This is a genomic window from Dactylosporangium sp. NPDC000555, assembly GCF_040300025.1.
Lineage (GTDB): Bacteria > Actinomycetota > Actinomycetes > Mycobacteriales > Micromonosporaceae > Dactylosporangium.
The window spans coordinates 36,276-56,775 of sequence record NZ_JBEPDB010000019.1 but is presented as its reverse complement, the minus strand read 5'-3'; the positions used below and the strand labels follow the sequence as shown (position 1 = coordinate 56,775).

18 protein-coding genes are annotated in these 20,500 nt (G+C 72.9%); 7 read left to right on the top strand and 11 right to left on the bottom strand.

The features are described 5' to 3' along the window. Positions 1–28: 28 nt before the first annotated feature. The 4 genes from ABT297_RS14960 to trxA all read left to right on the top strand — a co-directional run bounded on the left by ABT297_RS14960 (position 29) and on the right by trxA (position 3,086). Positions 29–1,546: an FAD-dependent monooxygenase gene (locus ABT297_RS14960; RefSeq protein WP_350549043.1), complete on the top strand. Its 1,518-nt coding sequence runs from the start codon at positions 29–31 to the stop codon at positions 1,544–1,546. Positions 1,547–1,629: 83 nt separating this feature from the next. After that, positions 1,630–2,250: a hypothetical protein gene (locus tag ABT297_RS14955; protein WP_350549041.1), complete on the top strand. Its 621-nt coding sequence runs from the start codon at positions 1,630–1,632 to the stop codon at positions 2,248–2,250. Positions 2,251–2,352: 102 nt separating this feature from the next. Next, positions 2,353–2,736 (top strand): MerR family transcriptional regulator, encoded by a 384-nt coding sequence (locus ABT297_RS14950; RefSeq protein WP_350549039.1) that lies wholly within the window; start codon positions 2,353–2,355, stop codon positions 2,734–2,736. Beyond that, complete coding sequence (gene trxA / locus ABT297_RS14945; RefSeq protein ID WP_350549037.1) at positions 2,733–3,086, top strand: thioredoxin; 354 nt, start codon at positions 2,733–2,735, stop codon at positions 3,084–3,086. The genes ABT297_RS14950 and trxA overlap by 4 nt, the downstream gene beginning before the upstream one ends. 19 nt (positions 3,087–3,105) lie before the next feature. Here the strand turns inward: trxA and ABT297_RS14940 are convergent, their stop codons facing one another. Together ABT297_RS14940 and ABT297_RS14935 are read right to left on the bottom strand one after the other, a co-directional pair. Further along, positions 3,106–3,756 carry an SIMPL domain-containing protein gene (locus ABT297_RS14940; RefSeq protein WP_350549035.1) on the bottom strand — a complete coding sequence of 217 codons (651 nt, stop codon included), beginning with the start codon at positions 3,754–3,756 and terminating at the stop codon, positions 3,106–3,108. A gap of 10 nt (positions 3,757–3,766) precedes the next feature. Beyond that, complete coding sequence (locus tag ABT297_RS14935) at positions 3,767–4,396, bottom strand: DUF1707 SHOCT-like domain-containing protein (RefSeq protein ID WP_350549033.1); 630 nt, start codon at positions 4,394–4,396, stop codon at positions 3,767–3,769. A gap of 284 nt (positions 4,397–4,680) precedes the next feature. On the opposite strand from ABT297_RS14935, the gene ABT297_RS14930 reads away from it, so the two are divergent. Beyond that, entirely contained in the window at positions 4,681–5,955 is a 1,275-nt protein-coding gene (locus ABT297_RS14930; RefSeq protein ID WP_350549031.1) for a coiled-coil domain-containing protein, read from the top strand. Positions 5,956–6,006: 51 nt separating this feature from the next. Here ABT297_RS14930 and ABT297_RS14925 read toward each other — a convergent pair whose 3' ends face one another. Next, the gene (locus ABT297_RS14925) at positions 6,007–9,459 is read right to left on the bottom strand and encodes an ATP-binding protein (protein ID WP_350549029.1); all 3,453 of its coding nucleotides are present in this window, start codon (positions 9,457–9,459) and stop codon (positions 6,007–6,009) included. A 100-nt stretch (positions 9,460–9,559) separates the two neighbouring features. On the opposite strand from ABT297_RS14925, the gene ABT297_RS14920 reads away from it, so the two are divergent. Then, positions 9,560–10,216, top strand: coding sequence for a hemerythrin domain-containing protein (locus ABT297_RS14920; RefSeq protein WP_350549027.1), 657 nt, complete (start codon positions 9,560–9,562; stop codon positions 10,214–10,216). Between the two features lie 4 nt (positions 10,217–10,220). Here ABT297_RS14920 and ABT297_RS14915 read toward each other — a convergent pair whose 3' ends face one another. From ABT297_RS14915 to ABT297_RS14880, 8 genes are all read right to left on the bottom strand, one after another. Beyond that, positions 10,221–12,395, bottom strand: a complete 2,175-nt coding sequence (locus ABT297_RS14915; protein ID WP_350549025.1) for an FtsX-like permease family protein — start codon at positions 12,393–12,395, stop codon at positions 10,221–10,223. After that, positions 12,392–13,081 carry an ABC transporter ATP-binding protein gene (locus tag ABT297_RS14910; protein ID WP_350549023.1) on the bottom strand — a complete coding sequence of 230 codons (690 nt, stop codon included), beginning with the start codon at positions 13,079–13,081 and terminating at the stop codon, positions 12,392–12,394. Before ABT297_RS14910 ends, ABT297_RS14915 begins: the two co-directional genes overlap by 4 nt. Positions 13,082–13,110: 29 nt before the next feature. After that, positions 13,111–13,380, bottom strand: a complete 270-nt coding sequence (locus ABT297_RS14905) for a hypothetical protein (protein WP_350549021.1) — start codon at positions 13,378–13,380, stop codon at positions 13,111–13,113. A gap of 68 nt (positions 13,381–13,448) precedes the next feature. Then, on the bottom strand, positions 13,449–13,973 hold the full coding sequence (locus ABT297_RS14900) for a PadR family transcriptional regulator (RefSeq protein WP_350549019.1): 525 nt from the start codon (positions 13,971–13,973) through the stop codon (positions 13,449–13,451). A gap of 202 nt (positions 13,974–14,175) precedes the next feature. Beyond that, positions 14,176–14,985: an SAM-dependent methyltransferase gene (locus ABT297_RS14895; RefSeq protein ID WP_350549017.1), complete on the bottom strand. Its 810-nt coding sequence runs from the start codon at positions 14,983–14,985 to the stop codon at positions 14,176–14,178. Positions 14,986–15,054: 69 nt separating this feature from the next. Next, positions 15,055–15,924: a carbohydrate ABC transporter permease gene (locus ABT297_RS14890; RefSeq protein WP_350549015.1), complete on the bottom strand. Its 870-nt coding sequence runs from the start codon at positions 15,922–15,924 to the stop codon at positions 15,055–15,057. Continuing rightward, positions 15,921–16,862 (bottom strand): carbohydrate ABC transporter permease, encoded by a 942-nt coding sequence (locus ABT297_RS14885; RefSeq protein WP_350549013.1) that lies wholly within the window; start codon positions 16,860–16,862, stop codon positions 15,921–15,923. Before ABT297_RS14885 ends, ABT297_RS14890 begins: the two co-directional genes overlap by 4 nt. Before the next feature lie 23 nt (positions 16,863–16,885). Beyond that, entirely contained in the window at positions 16,886–18,139 is a 1,254-nt protein-coding gene (locus tag ABT297_RS14880; RefSeq protein ID WP_350549011.1) for an ABC transporter substrate-binding protein, read from the bottom strand. Between the two features lie 209 nt (positions 18,140–18,348). Here ABT297_RS14880 and ABT297_RS14875 point away from each other — a divergent pair, with 209 nt between their 5' ends. Further along, complete coding sequence (locus ABT297_RS14875) at positions 18,349–20,487, top strand: glycoside hydrolase family 9 protein (protein ID WP_350549009.1); 2,139 nt, start codon at positions 18,349–18,351, stop codon at positions 20,485–20,487. Positions 20,488–20,500 lie beyond the last annotated feature (13 nt).

The window sequence follows — 20,500 nt, the reverse complement described above, 5'->3', positions numbered from 1 at the left end:
TCGCCGCGGTCGAACGAGGGAGAGATCGGTGACGACGCCGATGCTGCGCACGCAGGTACTCGTGGTCGGGGCCGGACTGACCGGCGCCGTCCTCGCGCTGGAGCTGGCCCACCACGACGTGCCGTGCCTGGTCGTCGAGCGCGCCGCCGCGCCGCCCCGCCACCCCGGCACGGAGCTGCTGACCGGGCCGGCGATGGAGCCGCTGCGCCGGCTCGGCCTCGCCGACCTGGTGCGCAAGTACGGCTCGGGCCCGGAGGAGCCGGCCTGCGTCGAGTGGCGCACCAGCCTGGGCGGCGCGCCCGTGCTGGTGTCGCCGCGGCCCGCGAACGAGCCCGACCACCGCATCGGCGCCGCCGAGCTGACCCGCCGGCTGCGCGACGAGCTGCGTGAACACCCGCTCGTCGAGCTGCGCGAGGGCTGGACCTTCACCGGGCTGCGCATCGAGCCCGACGGCGCCGTGGCCAACCTGCTGGACGTGCGCAGCGGGGTGCGGCACGCGGTCGCGGCGCGGCACCTGGCCGGCTGCGACGGGGGGCAGAGCACGGTGCGGCGCTGCGTCGAGGTACCGATGGACGGCCTCGGGCACCCGGCGCCGTACTGCTCGGTGTTCTTCCGCAGCGCCGACCCGCGGCTGCCGGCCCGCGACCAGCCCCGGACAACGGTCGTCGTCGGCGGCGTGACCTGTGTGAGCCGCGCCGGCGACGACAGCTGGGTCGCCCGCCTGCCGGTCGGCGCGGACGAGCCGGTGAGCACCGACCCGGTCGGGCTGCTGCGCGCCCGGCTCGCCGCCGACCTGGACGTGCTGGAGATCCTCGGCGTCGCGCAGTGGGACGACGCCCTCGCGGTGGCCACGGCGTACCGGCGCGGGCCCGTGTTCCTGGCCGGCGAGGCCGCGCACCGCTTCCACCCGGCCGGCGAGCTCGTCGACACCAGCCTGGCCGACGCCGTCGACCTGGGCTGGAAGCTCGCCGCCGAGATCAACGGCTGGGGCGGTCCGGCGCTGCTGGCCAGCTACGAGTCGGAGCGGCGCCCGCGCGCCCTGCTCGACCGGGAGCTGCTGGCGCGGACCCTGGAGACCCGGCGCCGCTTCGGCCGGCTCGTTGCCGCCGGCGCCGCGCCCGAACTGCTCGCCGGCCTGCTGCGGCAGGAGGCGTACCGCGCGGACGCGGGCGGGCTGCCGGCCCGGCACGCCACCTCGGCGGTCGTGTGGCACGACGGGGTGCCGCCCGCGACGGCGGCGGTACGACCGGGCGGGCGCGCCCCGGACGTGCGGCTGGACGGCGGCGGCCCGCTCGCCGACCGGTTCGGGCCCGAGATGACCCTCGTCGACCTCACCGGCGACGCGGCCGGTGCCGCGCTGGCCGCCGCGGCCGAGGGGCGCGGCATCCCGGTGCGGCACCTCCCGGTCGCCGACGCGGCGGTGCGCGCCGGCTGGGACCGGTCGCTGGCCCTGGTGCGCCCCGACGGGCACGTCGCGTGGTGCGCCGACGCCGTCCCGGGCGACTGGGACGCCGTGCTCGACCTGATCACCGGCAAGACCACGTGAATACGTGATGGTCCTCGCCCCGGGGTGCGGCCACGCTCGATGGACGCTTGAACCTCCGACAGGCAGGACAGGACCGATTGACCATGACGACCCTGGCGCACCTGACGGCCACCCCGGACCTGAGCAACACCGTCGTGAGCCGGTGGCATCGCCGGCTGTCGGCCAACCCGACGGCCAAGCGCAGCCACTGGCGGACCAAGACCATCTACTTCCGCGCGGTCTCGACCCTCGTGGCCGGCACGCCCGTCGCGCAGCTGACGTGGAAGAGCATCGTCGAGGCCGCCGCGCCGCACGGCAGCCGCAGCACGTTCTACGAGGTCGCCGGCGCGCACGCCCGGCACCCGCTGATCGAGGCGCTCATCGGCGACAACCGCATGGACTCCATCCAGCTGGCGCTGTACTACCGCCGCCCCGACGCCGTCGCGCAGCTGATCGACGAGGCGAAGGTCTGGTCCTACTGGCCGTACCGTGAGCGAATGATCGACGCCGTGACGAGCGCCGGCCCGGCATTGCCGGACGCGCTGGAGGCCGAGGTGACCTCGGCGATGCTGAAGTGGGCCCGGGCCAACCCGCAGCTGGCCGCGGCGCTCAACCACGCGCCGCCGGTGTGCGCGGTCGAGGACCTCATGCTGATCCGTAATGGCCGCCTGGCCGCCGTGCGGGCCGCGAACCACCTCACCGAGCGGCTCCGGCGCGCCGCCTGACGCCGACGCGCCGCCGGCCCGGCCGCCGCCACGAGGCAGGCGCCGGGCCGGCGGCGTCCCGGGATGGCGTTGACGCGGGCGTCAAGGTTTACCGTCGACGTCATGCGGATCGGCGAGCTGGCGGAATTGGCCGGGACGAGCACCCGGGCGCTGCGCTACTACGAGCAGCACGGGCTCCTCGCGGCCCGGCGCACCTCCAACGGCTACCGCGAGTACGACGACTCCGACCTGCGGCTGGTCCGCGAGATCCGCTCGCTGCTGGAGATCGGCTTCAACCTCGAGGACACCCGCCCGTTCGTGGAGTGCCTGCGCTCCGGCCGGGCGACCGGCGCCGAGTGCCCGGGCTCGATCGAGGTGCTCGGCCGCAAGCTCGCCGACCTGGACGGGTGCATCGCGCGCCTGCAGGCGGTGCGCCGGGTCGTGGAGCGCGAGCTGATCCACGCCACCGAAGAGGCTACCGAACTAAAATCGAAAGGTGTGACATGACGACCGAGGTAACCGATGAGACGTTCGCGGCGGAGGTGCTCAAGAGCGACGTGCCCGTGCTCGTCGACTTCTGGGCCGAGTGGTGCCCGCCGTGCCACCGCATCGCGCCGATGCTCGAGGAGTTGTCCACCGAGTACGCCGGCCGCGCCCGGATCGTGAAGCTCAACGCCGACGACAACCCGCGGACGGCCCGCGCGTACGGCGTGATGGGCATGCCCACGCTGACCGTCTTCCGCGGCGGCGAGGTCGTCTCGCAGCACGTGGGCGCCCGCCCCAAGGCGAAACTGCGCGAGCAGCTGGAGGCCGCGATAACGGACGGCGCTTCCTGGAACGCCTCGACCACGTCCTGACGGCGCGACGTGCGGCGCGTCAGAGCCGGGTGGGGCTCGTGATGGTGAACCGTGCCTCGACGGCGGCGTACGCCCGCTGGCGCTGCGGATCGAGCTCGAGCTCCGGCGTGCCGGCGGACTTGCCCCGCATCGACGCCCCGCCGTACGCCTGGAAGTCCATGACCCCCTCGACGCCGCGGCTCAGGCCCGGGTCGGACAGCTCGACGAGCTCCACGACCTCGGCGCCGAGCGCCTCCGCGTATTCGCGCGCCCGGGCGATCGCGTCGGCGACCGCCGCGTGCCGCGCCTCCCGGTGCACCGGGCTGTCGGGGCGCAGCGACCAGGTGGGGCCGTGGACCTGGGTCTGGTCCTGCCCGGCCACGGCGAGCATCATCTCGCCGAGCGCCGCGAAGTCCGTCACGGTCACCGTCGTCGAAACGCTGCCGTTGTACGCCGTGACGCGCTCGCCCCGCCGCCCGCTCTCCGGATAGACGTGCACGCCGCCCGTCTCCCGCCGCTCGATCGCCTGGTCGTAGCGGTCGAGGAACTGCCGCAGCGCGTCGGCGCGCTCCCGCAGCCGGCCGAGCGTCGCCGCCCGGTCCTTGTCCCGGGCGGCGATGACCACCGTAAACTTGGCGAGCTCGGGCTCGACCTCTCGGGTTGACTCCCCGCGCACCGCGACCGTCGTCATGGGGACAAGCCTATTGGTCGGCCGAAGTCTCCTTGATGGCGCGGCGCTTGCGGCGGCGGCGCTCGACGGCGACGCCGCCCCAGAAGGCGAAGCCGGTGATGACGATCCGCGGCGCGCCGTGCCGGCCCGGGCCCGACGCCTCCTGGCCGAAGCCGCCCATCACCCCGGTGCCGGTCACGTGCACCTCGGCGTCCTCGGGCACGATGACCTGCACCCCGCCCATGACGGCGAACGCGCGGATCGTGATCTCGCCGTGCAGCATCCGCGCCTCGCGCAGGTCGATGGTGCCGCCGCCCCAGAACGCGAAGCAGGTCAACCGGCGCGGCGGGATCCACTGGCCGCGGCGGGTGAAGCCGCTCATCACGGCGACCGCTGAGCCGCTGGCCGGCACCTCTCCGGGGCGGGGCGGCACGCCCTCCATCGGCACCGGGGCGGCCTGCGCGCTGGGCAGGTCGCGGACGAGCGGCTCGAGCTCGGCATACGTGCGGGCGGCGTAGACGGCGTGCAGGCGCTCGTCGACCTCGTCGAGGTCGAGCCGGCCCTCGGCGGCGGCGGTGCGCAGCACGTCGGCGACGCGCTCCCGATCGGCGTCAGAGGCGCGCAGCTGCCGTGGATCCAAGCGCTCCGGGAGATCGGCCATGGCGAACAGCCTAGGGCCCCGGCGGGGTCCGCGGCGCCCCGGTCCGGCGCCGGACTGGCGGGCACAGGCGGGCGTCGGCGGGGCAAATTGCCCAAATTCGCCACGACACGTCACGATAAATCCGGATAAAACTGGCTCAACGCGTATCGTGCCCGAAACAGCCTCTTGGCAAAGCGAAGACTTGCGCAAGGGCCCGGTAGCGTTTTGGATGTGCTGGCGGACCCGTGTGCAACAGTCCGTGAGCACCGGCGTCACCAGCTACCCGATCGTATGGAGGATCGACCATGACCCACGGCGGGGATCTGTTGACGCAGCGCGAGGACGCCAGCACGCGTCCCAACTTCACCCAGCAGGTCCGCGGCTACGACAAGCGCCAGGTCGACCAGTACCTCAACCAGCTGGACCGCCAGATCAACAACCTCACCGCGGAGCGCAAGCGCGCCGCCGGCCAGGCCCAGGACCTCACCAACCAGGTCCAGGACCTCACCTCGCAGCTCAAGCAGATGCAGGCCGAGGTCACCGAGGCGCGCCAGCGCCCCGCCCGCGTCGACCGCGCCTCGTTCCGCCACCTCGGCCCGATGGTCGACCAGATCCTGGCCCTGGCCGAGAAGCAGGCCGGCGTCATCATCGACAACACCGAGCAGAAGGCGGCCGAGCACCAGGCCAACGCCGAGAAGCTCCTGGCCGAGGCCAAGGAGCGGGCCGAGAAGCTCGTCGCCGACGGCGAGGCCGCGCACGAGCGTGCCGAGGCCGAGGCCAAGCGCATCAACGAGCAGAGCATCGAGCACATGGAGAAGACCCGCGCCGAGGCCGACGCGCTCGCCGAGGCGGCCCGCCAGCAGGTGCTCCAGGAGGTCAAGACCGGCCGCGCCCAGGCGCAGCAGGAGATCAACCAGTGGAAGGCGACCGCGCAGCGCGAGATCGAGGAGCTCAAGGCCGCCTGCGACCGGGAGCTGTCCGAGCTGCGCGCGTCCACCGACCGCGAGCTGACCCAGCAGCGCCAGGCGGCCGACCAGAAGAACGCGGCGCTGCACGCCGACGCCCAGAAGTACGCCTCGGACGTGCGCAAGCGCGCCGACGAGGAGAACGCGCGGCACCAGCAGCAGCTTTCCGTGGTACAGCAGGACATCCAGGCTCGGCAGAAGGCCCTGGCCCAGCTGCAGACCGAGCTCGAGGCGACCCAGACGCAGCTCGGCGAGGCCCGTCGCGAGTCCACGACGCTGGGCCGCGAGGTCAACCAGCTGCAGCAGCGCCTGGCCGACACCAAGCAGAGCCTGGCCAGCGAGCTGACCCGGCTGGAGCACGCCCGCCAGGCCGCCGACTCGGCCGAGCGGCACGCCAAGGAGGTCCGCGCCCGCGTCCAGCGCGAGGCGAAGCGCGTGGCCGACCTGGCCGCCGCCGCCGTCATGGCCGCGGCCGCGGGCGGCGCCGACACGGGCGAATACCCGAAGGTCCCGGTCCGCCAGATCCCCGAGTCCCTGCCGACGCAGCCGGACAGCGTCAGCGCCGCCGACGCGGACGCCCGCCAGGTGCGCCGCGAGGAGTCCGAGCAGGCCTGACCCGGCGCACCGAGCCAGGCAACGCCGTGGGCGTCGTCGCGGCGGTCGCGTTCAGGCGCCGCCCAGCGCCGCCCGCGCCTCCGCCAGCCAGTGCGGCGCGCCCCACCGGGTAGCGACCTCGACGGCGAGCCGGTAGTGCTCGGCGGCCTCGCCGGCCCGGCCCAGCAGGGCGTAGAGCTCCCCGAGCGTCAGCGCGACCGGGCGCATGACGATGGCGGTGCTCGACACGGCGGCCAACTGGTCGCGCACCGGCCGGAGCGCGTCGAGCACCGCCGGGGCCAGGTCCGCGCGGCCGAGCGCGCACACCGCCAGCGCGCGGAGGGTGTAGAAGCCGGACTCGAAGTAGTCGGGCCGGATCGGGTGCGTGCCGACAGGCACCGCCGCCGCCTCGCGCGGGCGCCCGGCCGTGGCCAGCGCCAGCCCGTGGGTGTCGGCGGCGAGCGGGCCCAGCCGCTCGAACATCTCCCGGGTCGGCTCGACGAGCTCGGCCATGCGCCCCTGGCTGATCATCAGCGTCGCGGTCGCCAGGAAGTGGAACCCGTCGGCGTGGAACGATCCCGTCCGCCGCAGCTGGTCCCGGATCTCGTCGTAGTGGCCCTGCGCCGCGGCGAAGTCGCCCGCCACGTGGGCCAGCACGCCGTGCGCGGCCGTGTTGATCGCCAGGGGCTCGGCCAGCCGGTACGTCCGCGCGATCGCGCCCTGCCGGGCGATCGACTCGGACAGCTCCTCCGGGCGGTTGCCCGCCGCCAGGCAGTTGCCGAGCACCTGTTCGGCCATCCAGAGGTACGAGACCGCGCCGTGCGCCTCCGCGACCTCGCGCAGCTCGGCGCCGAGCACCGCGCGGCCCTCGACGTCACGGTCGAACCGCATCGTGCGGAGGCGGGCGGCCAGCCCGAGCGCCAGCAGCGCCGGGTCGCCGAGGCCGCGGGCCAGCTCGAGCGCCTCCCGGCCGGCGCGCTCGCCACGCGGATCGGCGTCGCCGTCGAGCTCGCTGCTCAGCGCGTCGAGCAGCCGGCAGCGGTCCGCGGCGGCGAGGTCGTCGCGGCGCAGCAGCCGGGTGAGCAGGTCGACGATCCGGTCGTCGCGGATGCCGTACTCCCGGATCTGCCACGGCGTCGCGACGGTCCACGCGGTGAACGCCGCGACGAGCAGCTCCTCCCGCCCGGACGCGACGGCGACGTCCACGGCCCGGGTACGGGTGGCCCGGGCGGCGGCGACCGCGCCCGCGGACGCCTGGGCGCGCAGCAGGCGCCCGAGCAGGTTCACGAGCAGAGCGTCGCGGTCGCCGGGCACCGCGTCTGCGGTCGCGAGGGCGCCCTCGAGCAGCTCGGCCGCGGCGTCGTACGCGTAGCGCCGCTCGGCCAGCTCGGCGGCCCGGATCGCATACTCGACGGCGAGCCCGGCGGTGTCCGAGGACGCGGCGCGCGCGTAGTGGTAGGCCAGGGCCGAGTAGTCGTCGGGCCGCCGGAGGCGGGTGCACGTGGCCACACGGGCGTGCATCCTCGTGCGGCGGAGGTGGGAGAGGTCCGTGTACATCGTGTCACGCACCAGCCCGTGCACGAACCGCACCCGCCCGGGCGCCGGCTCGGTCAGTAGCCCCGCGATGAGCCCCGCCTCGAGCGCGTCGAGCACCGCGCCCTCGTCGGCGTCGGCCGCCTCGACCAGCGTCTCGACGTCGGCCTCCCGTCCGACGACGGCCGCCAGCCGCAGCACCGCGACCGCGGGCTGCGGCAGCCGGGACAACCGCCGGCGCAGCACGTCGCGCACCCCCTCGGGCACGTCGGAGGTGGCGACCAGGGCACCCTCGGAGGCGAGCAGCTGCGCGGACTCGCGTACGTAGAACGGGTTGCCGCCGGTCCGCTCGGCCAGCGCGGCCAAGGTGGCCGGGTCGACGCTGGTGCGCGCCAACGTCTCGACGAGCCGTGCCACGTCCGCGGCGGCCAGCCCGTCGAGGTGCACCCGCACCGGCGAGCGGCGGGCCAGCTCGGCCAGCGCCCCGGCGAGCCGCTCCCGGTTGTCGGCGGGGCGCAGCGCGGCGACGAGCAGCACCCGCGGCCCGCCGGCCTCGATCAGCTCGGCCACGCTGCCGAGCAGCATGAGCGTCTCGACGTCCGCGGCGTGCAGGTCGTCGAGCACGATCGCGACCGGCCGCTCGCCGCGCGCGGCCGCTCGCAGCCACGCGGTCACCGCCCGGTGCAGCCGGAACCGCCCGGCCGCGACGTCCTCCTCGCCGGGCCGCGCGGCGACACCGGCGTCGTCGAGCAGCGGGGCAAGGGCCGGGCGCAGCTCGCCGGGCGGGGCGTGCTCCTCGAGCAGGCGCAGCGCCTCGACCCAGGCCCAGGCGGGCGGGGCGCCCTCGGCCTCCGGGCAGCGCCCGAGCAGGACGAGCCAGCCGTCGGCCTCGAGCTCGTGCCGGAACCGTCCGAGCAGGCTGGTCTTGCCGGCCCCGGCCTCCCCGGTGAGCAGCACGACGCGGGGCCGCTCGACGGCGGCGGTGCGCAGGGTAGCGAGCTCGTCGTCGCGCCCGACGAACAGCTCGGCCCCGGAGCCACCCGGTTCCGTCGCGCCGGCTTCCCTGGCCGGCTCTCCGCTCGACCCGGCAGTGTCCCGGCGGGTGTCCTCGCCCGCCGGCACCGCGGCGCCCGCAGCTCGGTGCGTGCTCCTGCCGGTCGCGGCGGCGGTGTGCGCAGTCCGGTGCGTCGCCGGCTCAGGCGCCGCCGCTGTGGGTGGGCGTTGTCGCGGGAGGAGGTCCACGCGCTGCGCGAGGATCGCCGACTCCAGGTCGACCAGCGGGCGCCCGGGGTCCAGGCCGAGCTCCTCGGCGAGCAGCGTGCGCGCCCGGCGCAGCGCCGCCAGCGCGTCGGCCTGGCGCCCCATCGTCCACAACGACAGGGCCAGCAGGCGCCAGCCCTCCTCGCGCAGCGGGTGCCGGCGAGTCAGCAGCTCCGCCTCGGCTGCCGCCTCCGCCGCGCCGCCCGTGCGCAGGGTCACGTCCAGCAGGAGCTCGCGGGCGGCGAGGCGGAGCTCCTCCAGGCGTACCGCTTCCGGTTGGGCCCAGTGCTCCCCCGCGAACTCCGCGTAGGCGTCGCCGCGCCACAGCTCCAGGCCCGCGCGGGCGAGCCGGCGGGCACGGTGCGGGTCGGCCGCCGCGGCCGCGCGGGCGTCGGTCAGCAGGTACTCGAAGCTCCACGCGTCCACAGCCTCGGCGGGGAGGCGAATGGCGTACCCGGGCGCGGCGCTGACCAGCAGTCGCGCGGGGGCGCGGCGCTCGCGGGAGGGCTCGAGCAGGCGGCGCAGGTTGGAGACGTAGGCCTGCAGCGAGGCGATCGCCCGCGGTGGGGCCTCGCCGCGCCAAAGGTCCTCGATCATGCGGTCCACGGAGACGACCTCGCCCCGGGCTGAGAGCAGCAGCGCGAGCACGGCGCGCTGGCGAGGGCCGCCGATGTCGACCGGCCCGCCGTGTGCGGCCTCGACCTCGAACGGCCCGAGCACCCGGATCAACATGACCTGCCATGGTATCCGCACCCAAGCCGGCTCCAAGACCACTACAAGACAATCCGGCGACGGTTGGCCGGTCACCCTTCGAACGTGAGGAGCCACCGATATGACCACCACCGTCGAACGCCCCTGGGTCCGCGAGATGGTCGTCGTGCACCGCGTCTTCCGCCGGGAGTCGCGCAACCTGCCGCTCGCCGTCGCCGCCTGCCGCCCCGGCGACACCGCGCGCGCCGCCTTCCTCGCCGGGATGGCGCGCGGCTACATCAAGGGCCTGCACGATCACCACACCGGCGAGGACGAGCTGCTGTGGCCCAAGCTGCTGGCCCGCGTCGACCTCGACGCCGACATGGTGCTGCGCATGGAGCAGCAGCACCATGTCGTGGCCGAGGGGCTCGGCCGGGTCGAGCACGCCCTGGCCGCGTGGGAGCGCACGGCCGGCGCGGCCGAGCGCGACGCCCTGGTCGCCGAGCTGCACCGGCACCGCGCGGACCTGCTCGTCCACCTCGACGAGGAGGAGCAGCACGTCCTACCGCTGATCCACGAGCACATGACCGTCCAGGAGTGGAACGAGCTGAGCGAGCACTCCCGCGCGAAGACCCCGAAGGACCAGCTGCTGTTCGTGCTCGGCGCGCTGCTGGAGGAGGCCACCCCGGACGAGACCGCGCGCTTCATGGCCCTGCTGCCGACCGCGGCCCGGCTGGCGTACCGCCTGTTCGGCAAGCGGGCGTACGACAAGCGCATGCGCGAGGTCCGCACCGCCTAGCCGGTCACTCGTTGCGGGCCGTCTCCGGTCCGGTCACGCGCTCCAGCAGCGGCAGGGTCGAGGCGATGATCGCCAGCGACACCGCCAGGCCCAGGGCCGTCAGCGCGTAGAAGCTCCAGCCCGGCGGGGTCAGCGTGTAGTCCAGCTGGGCCCTGAGGAACAGCTGCGCCGCCGCGAAGCCGGTCGCCGTGGCCAGCACCGCGACCGCCAGCAGCGGCACGGCGCTCTCCAGGGCCACGACCCCGCGCAGCATCCGCAGCGGTACCCCGGTGAGCCGCAGCAGGCTGAACGGACGCTTGCGGTCGACGATGCCGGCCGCGACGCTCACCGCCAGGCTGCAGCCCGCGATCGGCAGGCTGAACAGCATGACGACGTTCGCCAGCTGCTGGAACTGGTTGAGCTGCGTCCGGGAGTTGCCCATGAAGTCGTTCTCGGTGGCCGGCGGGACCCGCTCGTAGGGATACGCGAGCTCGATCACGGTGCGGGCCCGCTCGTGCGCCGCCGGCGTGCCGTCCAGGCCGACGACCAGGTTCTGGATCGGCAGCGCGGCGAGCTCCTGCGCGGTGACCGGGGACGCGGCCCATACCCTGTCCGGGCCGGCCGCGTTGCGGTCCCGGGTCAGCCCGACAAGGTTGTACGGGACCGCGGCCACGACGGCGCCGGGAGAGCACCGGCCGTACTGCGGGATCCTCTCCAGCTCCGCGCACGGTGCGACGCCGACGGGCGAGCTGGAGGAATTGTCCGGGTTTTCGCGCGTCACGAGCGTGAAGGTGACGCCGGGCGTGCCGCGCAGCCGGTCCAGCAGTGTGTCGGGGACCTGGCCGCCGTCGCGCTCGAAATGCTGCAGCAGCGTGACCGCGGACAGCGGGCTCTCGCGCACGCCGCGCTGGTCGACGATCGTGGTGATCACGCCGGTCGCGACGCTGACCACGAAGAGGCCCAGGACCACGCCGCTGATCGCGCGGAACGCGGCCTGCGGGTTGTCGGCGAGCCGGCGGGCGGCGACCAGCGTCGGCAGCCGGCGGGCGCGGCGCGCCATGAGCCGGGCGCAGGCCATCGTGATCCACGGGCCGGCGAGCACCAGGCCGACCATGATCACCAGGAACCCGGGCAGGAAGGCGGCGACCTGGCCGTTGGAGGTGGGGGGCCTGCGGCCGATGAAGTACGTCAGCTCGGCGAGCCCCGCAGCCAGCGGGATCAGCCGCCACGCCCGCGGCGGCCGGGGCGTGACCTGCCGCGCGACGCCCAGCGGGGAGATCCGCACGCGGCGCATCGCGAGCCGGGCCGCAAGGGCGGCGCCGAGCGGGACGCCGAGTGCGATGAGCACGGCCGCGAGCCAGCCGGGCGAGAGGTCGCCCGGGTAGAAGCGCATGCCGGTGAACGGGTACTGCGCCATGACCGCCCGCAACGCGGGGAACAGCGCGAAGCCGGCCGCGGTGCCGATCACAGCGGCGGCCGTGGACTCGACGGCGGCGAGCATGGAAACCTGCCGCGGGGTCGCGCCGACCAGACGCATCGCGGCGAAGCGCCGCTCGCGCCGGGCCGCGCTGAGCCGGGTCGCGGTGCTGATGAAGATGAGCACCGGGAAGAGCAGCCCGCCGGCGATCACCGACAACACCAGGTCGAGCGCGGCGACCGGGATCGGCGGCGCGTCCGTCGAGATCGAGAAGACCCGGCGGGCGCCGGTGATCTCGCCGGCCTCGCCCGCGGTCCGCCCGACGACGGCGACGAGCGCGTCGGGCGAGGCCAGCGCGGAGTCGTCGATGATGCCGGCCTCGCGTCCGGGGAACCGCGCGGCCAGCTCGTCGGCGGGGTGCGACGCGATGAGGTCGTGCAGGGCCGGGGAGACGTAGTACTCCCCCGGGGCGGGCACCCGCGGCAGCCCGGGCACCGCCGGCGGGTGGGGTCCGGTGAGGCCCACGTCGACGCGGTCGATGCTCTTGCCGCCGAAGTAGTCCCAGCGGGTCGACCACACCAGCGGGTCGGCCGCGGGGGCGCCGGAGGCCGGCTGCGGCTTGAGCCAGCCGGCCCGGCCGACCTGCGCGTCAAGGGCGCGGACCCCGGCGACGGTGGACAGCAACAGGCCGACGCCGAGCGCGACGGCGGCGGCGATGACCACGAACCGCACGAGCGCCTCGCGGCCGCTGGCGACGGCGAGCCGCAGGCCGAAGCCGATCACGACCCGCTCCCCTCGGCGGCGAGGGCGTGGACCCTGCCGTCGCGGACGATGACCTCGCGGTCGGCGTAGACGGCGACCCGCGGCTCGTGGGTGACGAGCACGACCGTGGTGCCCTGCTCCCGGGCGACGCCGACCATGAGGTCCATGACCTGCTCGCCGGTGAGCGAGTCGAGCGAGCCGGTCGGCTCGTCCGCGAAGAGCACCCGCGGCCGGTTGATCATGCCGCGGGCCAGCGCGACCCGCTGCGCCTGCCCGCCGGAGAGCTCACCGGAGCGGCGGCGCTCCATGCCGCCGAGCCCGAGCCGCTCCAGCCAGCCGCGGGCCTGCCGCAGCGCCCCGGCCCGCTTGAGCCCGCCGAGCAGCAGCGGCAGCGCGACGTTCTCCTCGACGGTCAGCTCCGGCACGAGCTGGCCGAACTGGAACACGAACCCGAAGCGCTCCCGCCGCAGGGTGCTGCGCTCGTGCTCGCTCAGCGTGTCGATGCGCTGCCCGTCGAAGCGGATCTCGCCCTCGCCGGGCACGAGGATGCCGGCCAGGCAGTGCAGCAGCGTGGTCTTACCGGAGCCGCTGGGCCCCATCACGGCGACGACCTCGCCCGGCCCGGCCTCGAACGACGCCTTGCGCAGGGCCTGGGTCTCGCCGAAGTACAGCACGGCGTCGCGCGCCTCGATGATCGGACCACTCATGCCGCCACCGCCGCTTCGCTTCGGTCCGCTCATCGCCGCACCAGCCCGGCGAGGTGGTCCAGGCGCGCCACGGTCAGCTCGATCCAGCGCAGGTCCGCCTCCAGGTGGAACAGGCCGTGATCGGCGAGCATCGTCCCGATCAGGTTGTTGCCCTCCTTGATGTCGTGCAGCTCGCGCATCCGCTTGAGGTGCGCGGCGCGCTGCATGTCGAGATACTCCCCCGCGGGCCGGTCCAGCATCAGCGACAGCACGACCTTGGAGAGCGCGGCGTCGCGCGCCTCGATGATCGGACCACTCATGCCGTCACCTCCGGCTCGATGAGCCTTCGCAGCGACCGACCCGGACCAGGCGCTTGGCTTCGGTCCGCTCATCGCCGCACCAGCCCGGCGAGGTGGTCCAGGCGCGCCACGGTCAGCTCGATCCAGCGCAGGTCCGCCTCCAGGTGGAACAGGCCGTGATCGGCGAGCATCGCCTCGATCAGATCGTTGCCCCTCTTGATCTCCTGCAGCTCGCGCATCCGCTTGAGGTGCGCGGCGCGCTGCATGTCGAGATACTCCCCCGCGGGCCGGTCCAGCATCAGCGACAGCACGACCTTGGAAAACAGCACGGTCTGCAGGTGCGGCTCGGGCTCGACGGGCTGGGTCAGCCACGCGTCGACCTCGGTCGCGCCGAGCTCGGTGATCACGTAGCGCTTGCGGTCCGGCCCCTCGCCGGCCTCGACCTCGCTGATCACGACCTTGCCGTCGCGGGCGAGCCGGCCGAGCGTCGAGTACACCTGCCCGAACGGCAGCGGGCGCCCCCGGCCGAAGAACGTGTCGTAGTCGCGCTTGAGGTCGTAGCCGTGGCTCGGCTCGCGCTCGAGGAGCCCGAGCAGGGTGAGAGGAACGCTCATGGACCCACCATACACCGCGGATATACACTCAGTATATATCCGCGAGGAATAAACCCCGCCGAAAGAAGAAATGGCAGATCAGCGGATGCGCGCCGGCACGCCGGAGCGGACAAGGCCACGCCGGAGCGGGAAACGGTAGATCAGCGGATGCGGGCCACCGCGCCGGAGCGGACAAGACCCCGCCGGAGCGGGAAACGGCGGATCAGCGGATGCGGGCCACCGCGCCGTGGCAGGCGACGTCCTCCGCGGACGGGCGCGGGCCCGGCACACCCTCGGCGTGCCAGCGCGCCACCGAGGCGATGCCCGGCTCGACGAGGTCGAACGCGGACAGCAGCTCGGCGAAGCGGGCGCCGGTGCGGGCCTGGAACCGCCCGTCGGCGTTGTTGGCCGTCAGCTTCGCGATGACGTCGTCCGGCAGGAACTCCCAGGTGGCGTGGGACGCGACGACGAAGCTGCCCGGGGCGAGCACGCCGGTGAGCTTGTCGATGATCTCCTGCGGGTGCTCGTCCTCGCGGACGAAGTGCAGCACGGCGACGAGCAGCAGCCCGACCGGCTGGGACAGGTCGAGCGTGGCGGCGAGATCCGGGTGGGACAGGATCTTGTCGGGCTCGCGCAGGTCGGCGTCGAGGTAGGCGTTGACGCCCCCGGGCGCGCTGGTCAGCAGCGCCCGCGCGTGCGTGAGCACGATGGGGTCGTTGTCCACGTAGACCACGCGGCTGGCCGGGTCGACGGCCTGGGCGATCTCGTGCGTGTTGTTCGGCGCGGGGATCCCGGTGCCGATGTCGAGGAACTGCCGGATGCCCCGCTCCGCGAGGTATCGCACGGCGCGGCCCATGAACGCGCGATTTTCCACCGCCATGAGCTTCACGCCCGGCATCGCGGCGGCGATGGCGTCGCCGGAGGCGCGGTCGGCGGCGAAGTGGTCCTTTCCGCCCAGCCAGTAGTTATACCGCCTGGCCGGGTGCGCCACGCTGGTGTCGATGCGGGCGCGTGCGTCGTCCGTCGTGTCCATCAGTGCCCAATCGTAGCCATCGGCGGTCACGATTGGGCGACGCAACGGGCGAGCGCCGTCGGTCGGCACTCACGCCTTGATCGCGCCCTGCATGATTCCGCCGATGATCTGCCGGCCGAGCACGACGAACACCAGCAGGATCGGCGCGGTACTGATCAGGGTCCCGGCGAGCACGAGCGTGTAGCTCATGTAGTAGCCGCCGGCCAGCGTCGACAAGGCGACCTGGACGGTCGGGTTACTCTGGCCCAGGGCCAGCAGGGGCCAGAAGAAGTCGTTCCAGGCGCCCATGAAGGTGAACAGTGCCAGCACCGCGGCGGCTGGCCGCGCCGCGGGCAGCACGACGTGCCAGTACAGCCGGGTCGTCGAGCATCCGTCGACCCGTCCGGCCTCGAGCAGTTCGTTCGGCAGCGCTTCGGACAGGTACTGGCGCATCAGGAATACCCCGAAGGCGGACGTGGCCGCCGGGACGATCACCGCCTGCAGATGGCCGGTCCAGCCCAGCCACTGGGCCATCATGATGTACAGCGGGATGATGCCCAGCTGCGCCGGGACCATCATCGTCACGACCAGGAACACGAGCATCGCGCTGCGGCCGCGGAAGCGCAGCTTCGCGAACGCGAAACCGGCCAGCGTGCTGGTGAGCACCACGGACAACGTGACCGTGGTCGCGATGATCGTCGAGTTGAGCAGCGCCAGGCCGAAGGCGCCCTGGGCGAACGCGTGTCGCAGGTTGGCCAACAGGTGGGTTCCGGGCAGCAGCGGAGGCGGCCAGCGCCCCGCCGCGGAGTCGTCCTGCGAAGAGGCGACCATCGACCAGTACAGCGGGAACACCGAGAGCGCGACGATCGCGCCGAGCAGCAGATAGGTCGGCACCCCGGCGCGGCGCCGGCCCGGCGCCGGGGACCCGCGGTGGGCGCGGGAGACCGGTATCACGTTCATGTGGCGCTCCGGATACGCCGGGAGAGCAGGTAGTTCACGCCGACCGCCACAATGATGATCATGAACATGGCCCAGGAGACCGTGGCCGCGTAGGCGTACTTACCGTGGCTCCAGAACTGCTCGTAGACGTACATGGCCAGGGTCTGGAACTGGCGGGAGTCGCCGCCGGTCGGGCTCAGCCCCGGGTTGAACATGAGCGGCTCGGTGAACAGCTGGATGGTGCCGATGGTCGACATGATGACGGTGAAGATGATGGTCGGCCGCAGCGCCGGGACGGTGATGTGGCGGAACTTCTGCAACTCGCCGGCGCCGTCGAGCTCCGCCGCCTCGTAGAGGTCGTCCGGCACCGCCTGCAGCGCGGCGAGATAGATCAGGGCGTTGTACCCCGTCCAGCGCCAGGTGATCATGACGGCCAGCGCCAGCCACGACTGCCAGGTGCCCTCCTGCCAGTCGATCTTGTGCACGCCGACGAGGCTGAGCACCCAGTTGACCAGTCCGAAGTCCCGCCCGAACAGCTCGGCGAAGATCAGTCCGACGGCGGCGACCGAGGTGACGTTGGGCACCAGCACACCCATCCGCAGCAGCGTGCGGGCGCGCAACCGGCGATGCAGGAGGTGGGCGATCCACATGGCGAGCAGCAACTGGGGTGCGGTGCCCAGCACGCCGATGGCGGCGGTGTTGCGTACCGCGTTCCAGAAGTAGTCGTCGTGGATCAGCCGCGCGAAGTTGCCCAGCCCGACGAAGACGTTGTCACTTCCGGGCATGTCCCGGTTCCACCGGGTGGTAGCCATCCAGCCGGTGTAGAGGATCGGAAACAGCCCGAACACGAAGAAGATCAGGAAGAACGGCGCGATGTAGAGGTACGGCGTGGCCTTCACGTCGAGCTTGTGGCGCAGACCTGACCGCCGGTCGGGCGCCGGCGGTGTGGAGACTGCCATCAGGCTGGTGGCTCCTTTCCGACCTACGGCTCGGTAGCGTTGGCCACGTCCTTCAAGACCTGTCGCCAGGCCCGCTCGGGCCCTTGCCTTCCCTTGTCGACCCGGTTGATTCCCTGACCGACGAGCGGGCCGATGTCCCCGTCCTTGGGGCCCTGATACTGCGGCCGCAGCTTCCTGGCCGCCGTGGTGAAGATCCGGCCGGTCGGCGCGTTGTTGAAGAACGGGTTGGTGTACCCGGTCACGGCCGGGTCGCTGTAGAGCGCGGGCTCGCTGGGCAGGTGGCCCTGCGTCCGGAAGATCCAGCTCTGCTGTTCCGGCGCGGTCAGGTACTCGGCGAGCTCGACGGCCTCCTCGCGGTGCGTGCTCTGCTTCGGCACGGTCAGGAACGAGCCGCCCCAGTTGCCACTGCCGCCGGGGACCGTGGCGATGTCCCACTTGCCGCTGGTCTGCGGCGCGTTCTGCCTGATCGTGTCGGTCATCCACGCCGGGCAGGCCACGGTCGCGAACGATCCCCGCTGGAAGCCGGCGTTCCACTGCTGGCTGAACGTCGCCAGCTTCGCCGACTCGCCGGCCCGCACCGCGTCGACCGCGAGGTCGAACGCCTGCTTGACGGCGGGATTGCTCGCCACCACCACGTTGTTGCCGCGGTCGGTGTAGGCGACCGGCGCCTGGCCCATGATGGCGTTGAAGACGTTGGCCCCCGAGTCGAACCAGGCCACATCCTTGGGGGCCTTGGCCATGAACCGCTTGCCGGTCACGATGTAGGACCGCCAGTCCGGCCACAGCGCCGAAACCCGGTCACGGGCGGTCGGCAGACCGGCCTGCGCGAAGAGATCCCGGCGGTAGCAGATCGCCAGCCCGCCGACGTCGGTACCCAGTCCGATCAGCTTCCCGTCGTCACTGGTCGCCTGTTGCGCCTTCCACGGCAGCCACCGGCTCGGGTCGACGCCCTGGGCCTTGAAGTCCACGAACTTGTCCGCCATCACCCTGAACTGGGCGATGTAGCCGGTTTCGATCGCCTCGACGTCGCCGGTCCCCGATCCCCCCAGCAGGTGCGCCTGCAGGTTCTTGTGATGGTCGTCGTACGAGACGACGTGCTCGACGATCTTGAGTCCGGGGTGGCTCCGCTCGTACCTGGCGTACAGGTCGTGATATCCGAAGTCGCCGAACGTCTCGACCACCAGCTGGTTCTTTTCCGATCCGGTGAAGCCGCACGCGGCGAACGCCGCGCCGATCGCCAGGCAGCACAGCGCCAGCATGACCACCGCCTTGCGCATCGAACCCCCTTGCGCCACGGCACCACTGCACGGCTCCAAGGTCCCCAGAAGCTCTGCGATCGAACACCTCGCGGGGAGAGCGGTTCCTGATCTCGACCCTAGACCGCGGTACACAGTCCGTAAATACCGAATTTTGTAGAAAGTACCCTTTTGCGAGGACTATAGTGAGAGCGCTCCCACACATCCATGATTTCCCTGACCAGATCCCAGTGAAGCGCTCTCTTCTCATCGCTGCGGCAGCGGTACTGCTCGTCGTCCCGGTGACCACGCTCGCCACACCCGCCGAAGCCGGCCCGGTCTGCACCACCGCGCGGACGCTGTGCCTCGGCGACGTCAACTCCCGCGTGCGGGTCAACCAGGTCGGTTATCTCACCGACGGCCCGAAGGAGGCGACGGTTGTCACCATGAGGAACACGCCGCTGCCCTGGCAGCTGCGCGACGCCGCCGGCACGGTCGTGGCGAGGGGCAGCACTACCCCGCGCGGCGTGGACACGACCTCGGGGCAGAACGTACAGACCGCCGACTTCAGCGCGTACCACAGCGCGGGCACGGGGCTGACCCTGGCGGCGGACGGCGACACCAGCGTCCCGTTCGGCATCGGGGTCAACGCCGCCTACGAGAAGCTGCGCGTCGACGCGCTGTCGTTCTTCTACACGCAGCGCAGCGGCATCGCGATCGTCGGCAGCATCGCGCCCGGCTACGGCCGGGCCGCCGGCCACCTGGGCGTCCCGCCCAACCGCGGCGACACCGACGTGCCCTGCCAGCCGGGCGTCTGCGACTACCGGCTCGATGTGCGCGGCGGCTGGTACGACGCCAGCGACCAAGGCAAGTACGTGGTGAACGGCGCCATCGCGGTCTACGAACTGATGAGCGCCTTCGAGCGCACCAAGCTGGCCCCTGCCGAACCGGGCCGGCTGGGTGACGGTTCGCTGCGGATCCCCGAGCACGGCAACAGCGTCCCCGACATCCTCGACGAGGCACGCTGGGAGCTCGAGTTCATGCTGCGCATGCAGGTCCCGGCCGGCGAGCCGCTCGCCGGCATGGTGCACCACAAGGTCCACGACCGGGCCTGGACCGGCCTGCCGCAGGACCCGGCCGCCGACCCGCAGCCGCGCGAGCTGCACCCGCCGTCGACGGCGGCGACGCTGGACCTCGCGGCGACCGCCGCGCACGGCGCGCGCCTCTTCCAGCCGTACGACAGAACCTTTGCGGCCAGGCTCCTCGCCGCGGCACGGACCGCCTGGACCGCGGCCGTCGCCCACCCGGCGATCTACGCCCCGAGCTCCGACAACGTCGGCGGCGGCGCGTACGACGACAACGACGTGTCCGACGAGTTCTACTGGGCGGCCGCCGAGCTGTACCTCAGTACCGGCGAACCGGCCTATCTGGACGCGGTCATGGCCTCGCCGTGGCACACCGCCGACGTGTTCCGGCCGCAGGGCTTCGGCTGGCAGTTCACCGCCACCGCCGGCCGCCTCGACCTGGCGACCGTGCCCAGCGCCCTGCCGGACCGGGCCCGGGTCCGGCAGTCGGTGGTGGACGGGGCGAAGAAGTACCTGGCGATGCTGCGCGCCAGCCCGTACGGCATCGCCTACGCGCCGCTCGACGGCAAGTTCGACTGGGGCTCCAACGACCTGGTGCTGAGCAACCTGATGGTGATCGCGACCGCGTTCGACATCACCGGCGACCGGCAGTTCCGCGACGGCGTGGTGAGCGGGATGGACTATCTGCTCGGCCGCAACGCGCTGCAGCAGTCCTACGTCACCGCATTCGGCGAGCGCTCGTCGCACAACCAGCACTCCCGCATGTACGCGCACCAGCTCGACGCCGCGCTGCCCAGCCCGCCGGCCGGCTCGCTCGCCGGCGGGCCGAACTCCTCGATCCAGGACCCGGTGGCGTCGAGCAGCCTGCGGGGCTGCGCGCCGCAGTCCTGCTACGTCGACGACATCCAGGCATGGTCGACCAACGAGATCGCGATCAACTGGAACGCGACCCTGTCGTGGGTGGCGTCGTTCCTGGCCGACCAGCGCGAGGCCGGCCCGGTCCCGGCGCCGGCGTGCTCGGTGTCGTACGGCGTGGTGTTCGACTTCGGACACGAGTTCCTCGCCAGGGCCACGGTTCGCAACACGAGCACGCAGACGCTGGACGACTGGAAGCTCCGATACGCCTACACTGGCACGCAGAAGGTCACCTGGGCGTTCAACGCCACGGCGCGGCAGACGGCCGCGTCGGTCGAGGTGACCCCGGGGCACTCGCGGCTTCGCCCCGGCGAGTCCACGACGATCCTGCTGGCGGGCCGGGTGGACTGGGGCCCGGACACGGTGCCCGCCTCCTTCTCGTGCGGTTAGCCGAACGGTGTTC

Excerpts from the sequence above, each read along its gene's own strand:
- ABT297_RS14950 (WP_350549039.1), top strand. The coding sequence starts at position 2,353 with ATGCGGATCGGCGAGCTGGCGGAATTGGCCGGGACGAGCACCCGGGCG.
- ABT297_RS14920 (WP_350549027.1), top strand. The coding sequence starts at position 9,560 with ATGACCACCACCGTCGAACGCCCCTGGGTCCGCGAGATGGTCGTCGTG.
- ABT297_RS14900 (WP_350549019.1), bottom strand. The coding sequence starts at position 13,973 with ATGAGCGTTCCTCTCACCCTGCTCGGGCTCCTCGAGCGCGAGCCGAGC.
- ABT297_RS14925 (WP_350549029.1), bottom strand. The coding sequence starts at position 9,459 with ATGTTGATCCGGGTGCTCGGGCCGTTCGAGGTCGAGGCCGCACACGGC.
- ABT297_RS14910 (WP_350549023.1), bottom strand. The coding sequence starts at position 13,081 with ATGAGTGGTCCGATCATCGAGGCGCGCGACGCCGTGCTGTACTTCGGC.
- ABT297_RS14935 (WP_350549033.1), bottom strand. The coding sequence starts at position 4,396 with ATGGCCGATCTCCCGGAGCGCTTGGATCCACGGCAGCTGCGCGCCTCT.
- ABT297_RS14880 (WP_350549011.1), bottom strand. The coding sequence starts at position 18,139 with ATGCGCAAGGCGGTGGTCATGCTGGCGCTGTGCTGCCTGGCGATCGGC.
- ABT297_RS14885 (WP_350549013.1), bottom strand. The coding sequence starts at position 16,862 with ATGGCAGTCTCCACACCGCCGGCGCCCGACCGGCGGTCAGGTCTGCGC.
- ABT297_RS14940 (WP_350549035.1), bottom strand. The coding sequence starts at position 3,756 with ATGACGACGGTCGCGGTGCGCGGGGAGTCAACCCGAGAGGTCGAGCCC.
- ABT297_RS14905 (WP_350549021.1), bottom strand. The coding sequence starts at position 13,380 with ATGAGTGGTCCGATCATCGAGGCGCGCGACGCCGCGCTCTCCAAGGTC.
- ABT297_RS14955 (WP_350549041.1), top strand. The coding sequence starts at position 1,630 with ATGACGACCCTGGCGCACCTGACGGCCACCCCGGACCTGAGCAACACC.
- ABT297_RS14890 (WP_350549015.1), bottom strand. The coding sequence starts at position 15,924 with ATGAACGTGATACCGGTCTCCCGCGCCCACCGCGGGTCCCCGGCGCCG.
- ABT297_RS14930 (WP_350549031.1), top strand. The coding sequence starts at position 4,681 with ATGACCCACGGCGGGGATCTGTTGACGCAGCGCGAGGACGCCAGCACG.
- ABT297_RS14895 (WP_350549017.1), bottom strand. The coding sequence starts at position 14,985 with ATGGACACGACGGACGACGCACGCGCCCGCATCGACACCAGCGTGGCG.
- trxA (WP_350549037.1), top strand. The coding sequence starts at position 2,733 with ATGACGACCGAGGTAACCGATGAGACGTTCGCGGCGGAGGTGCTCAAG.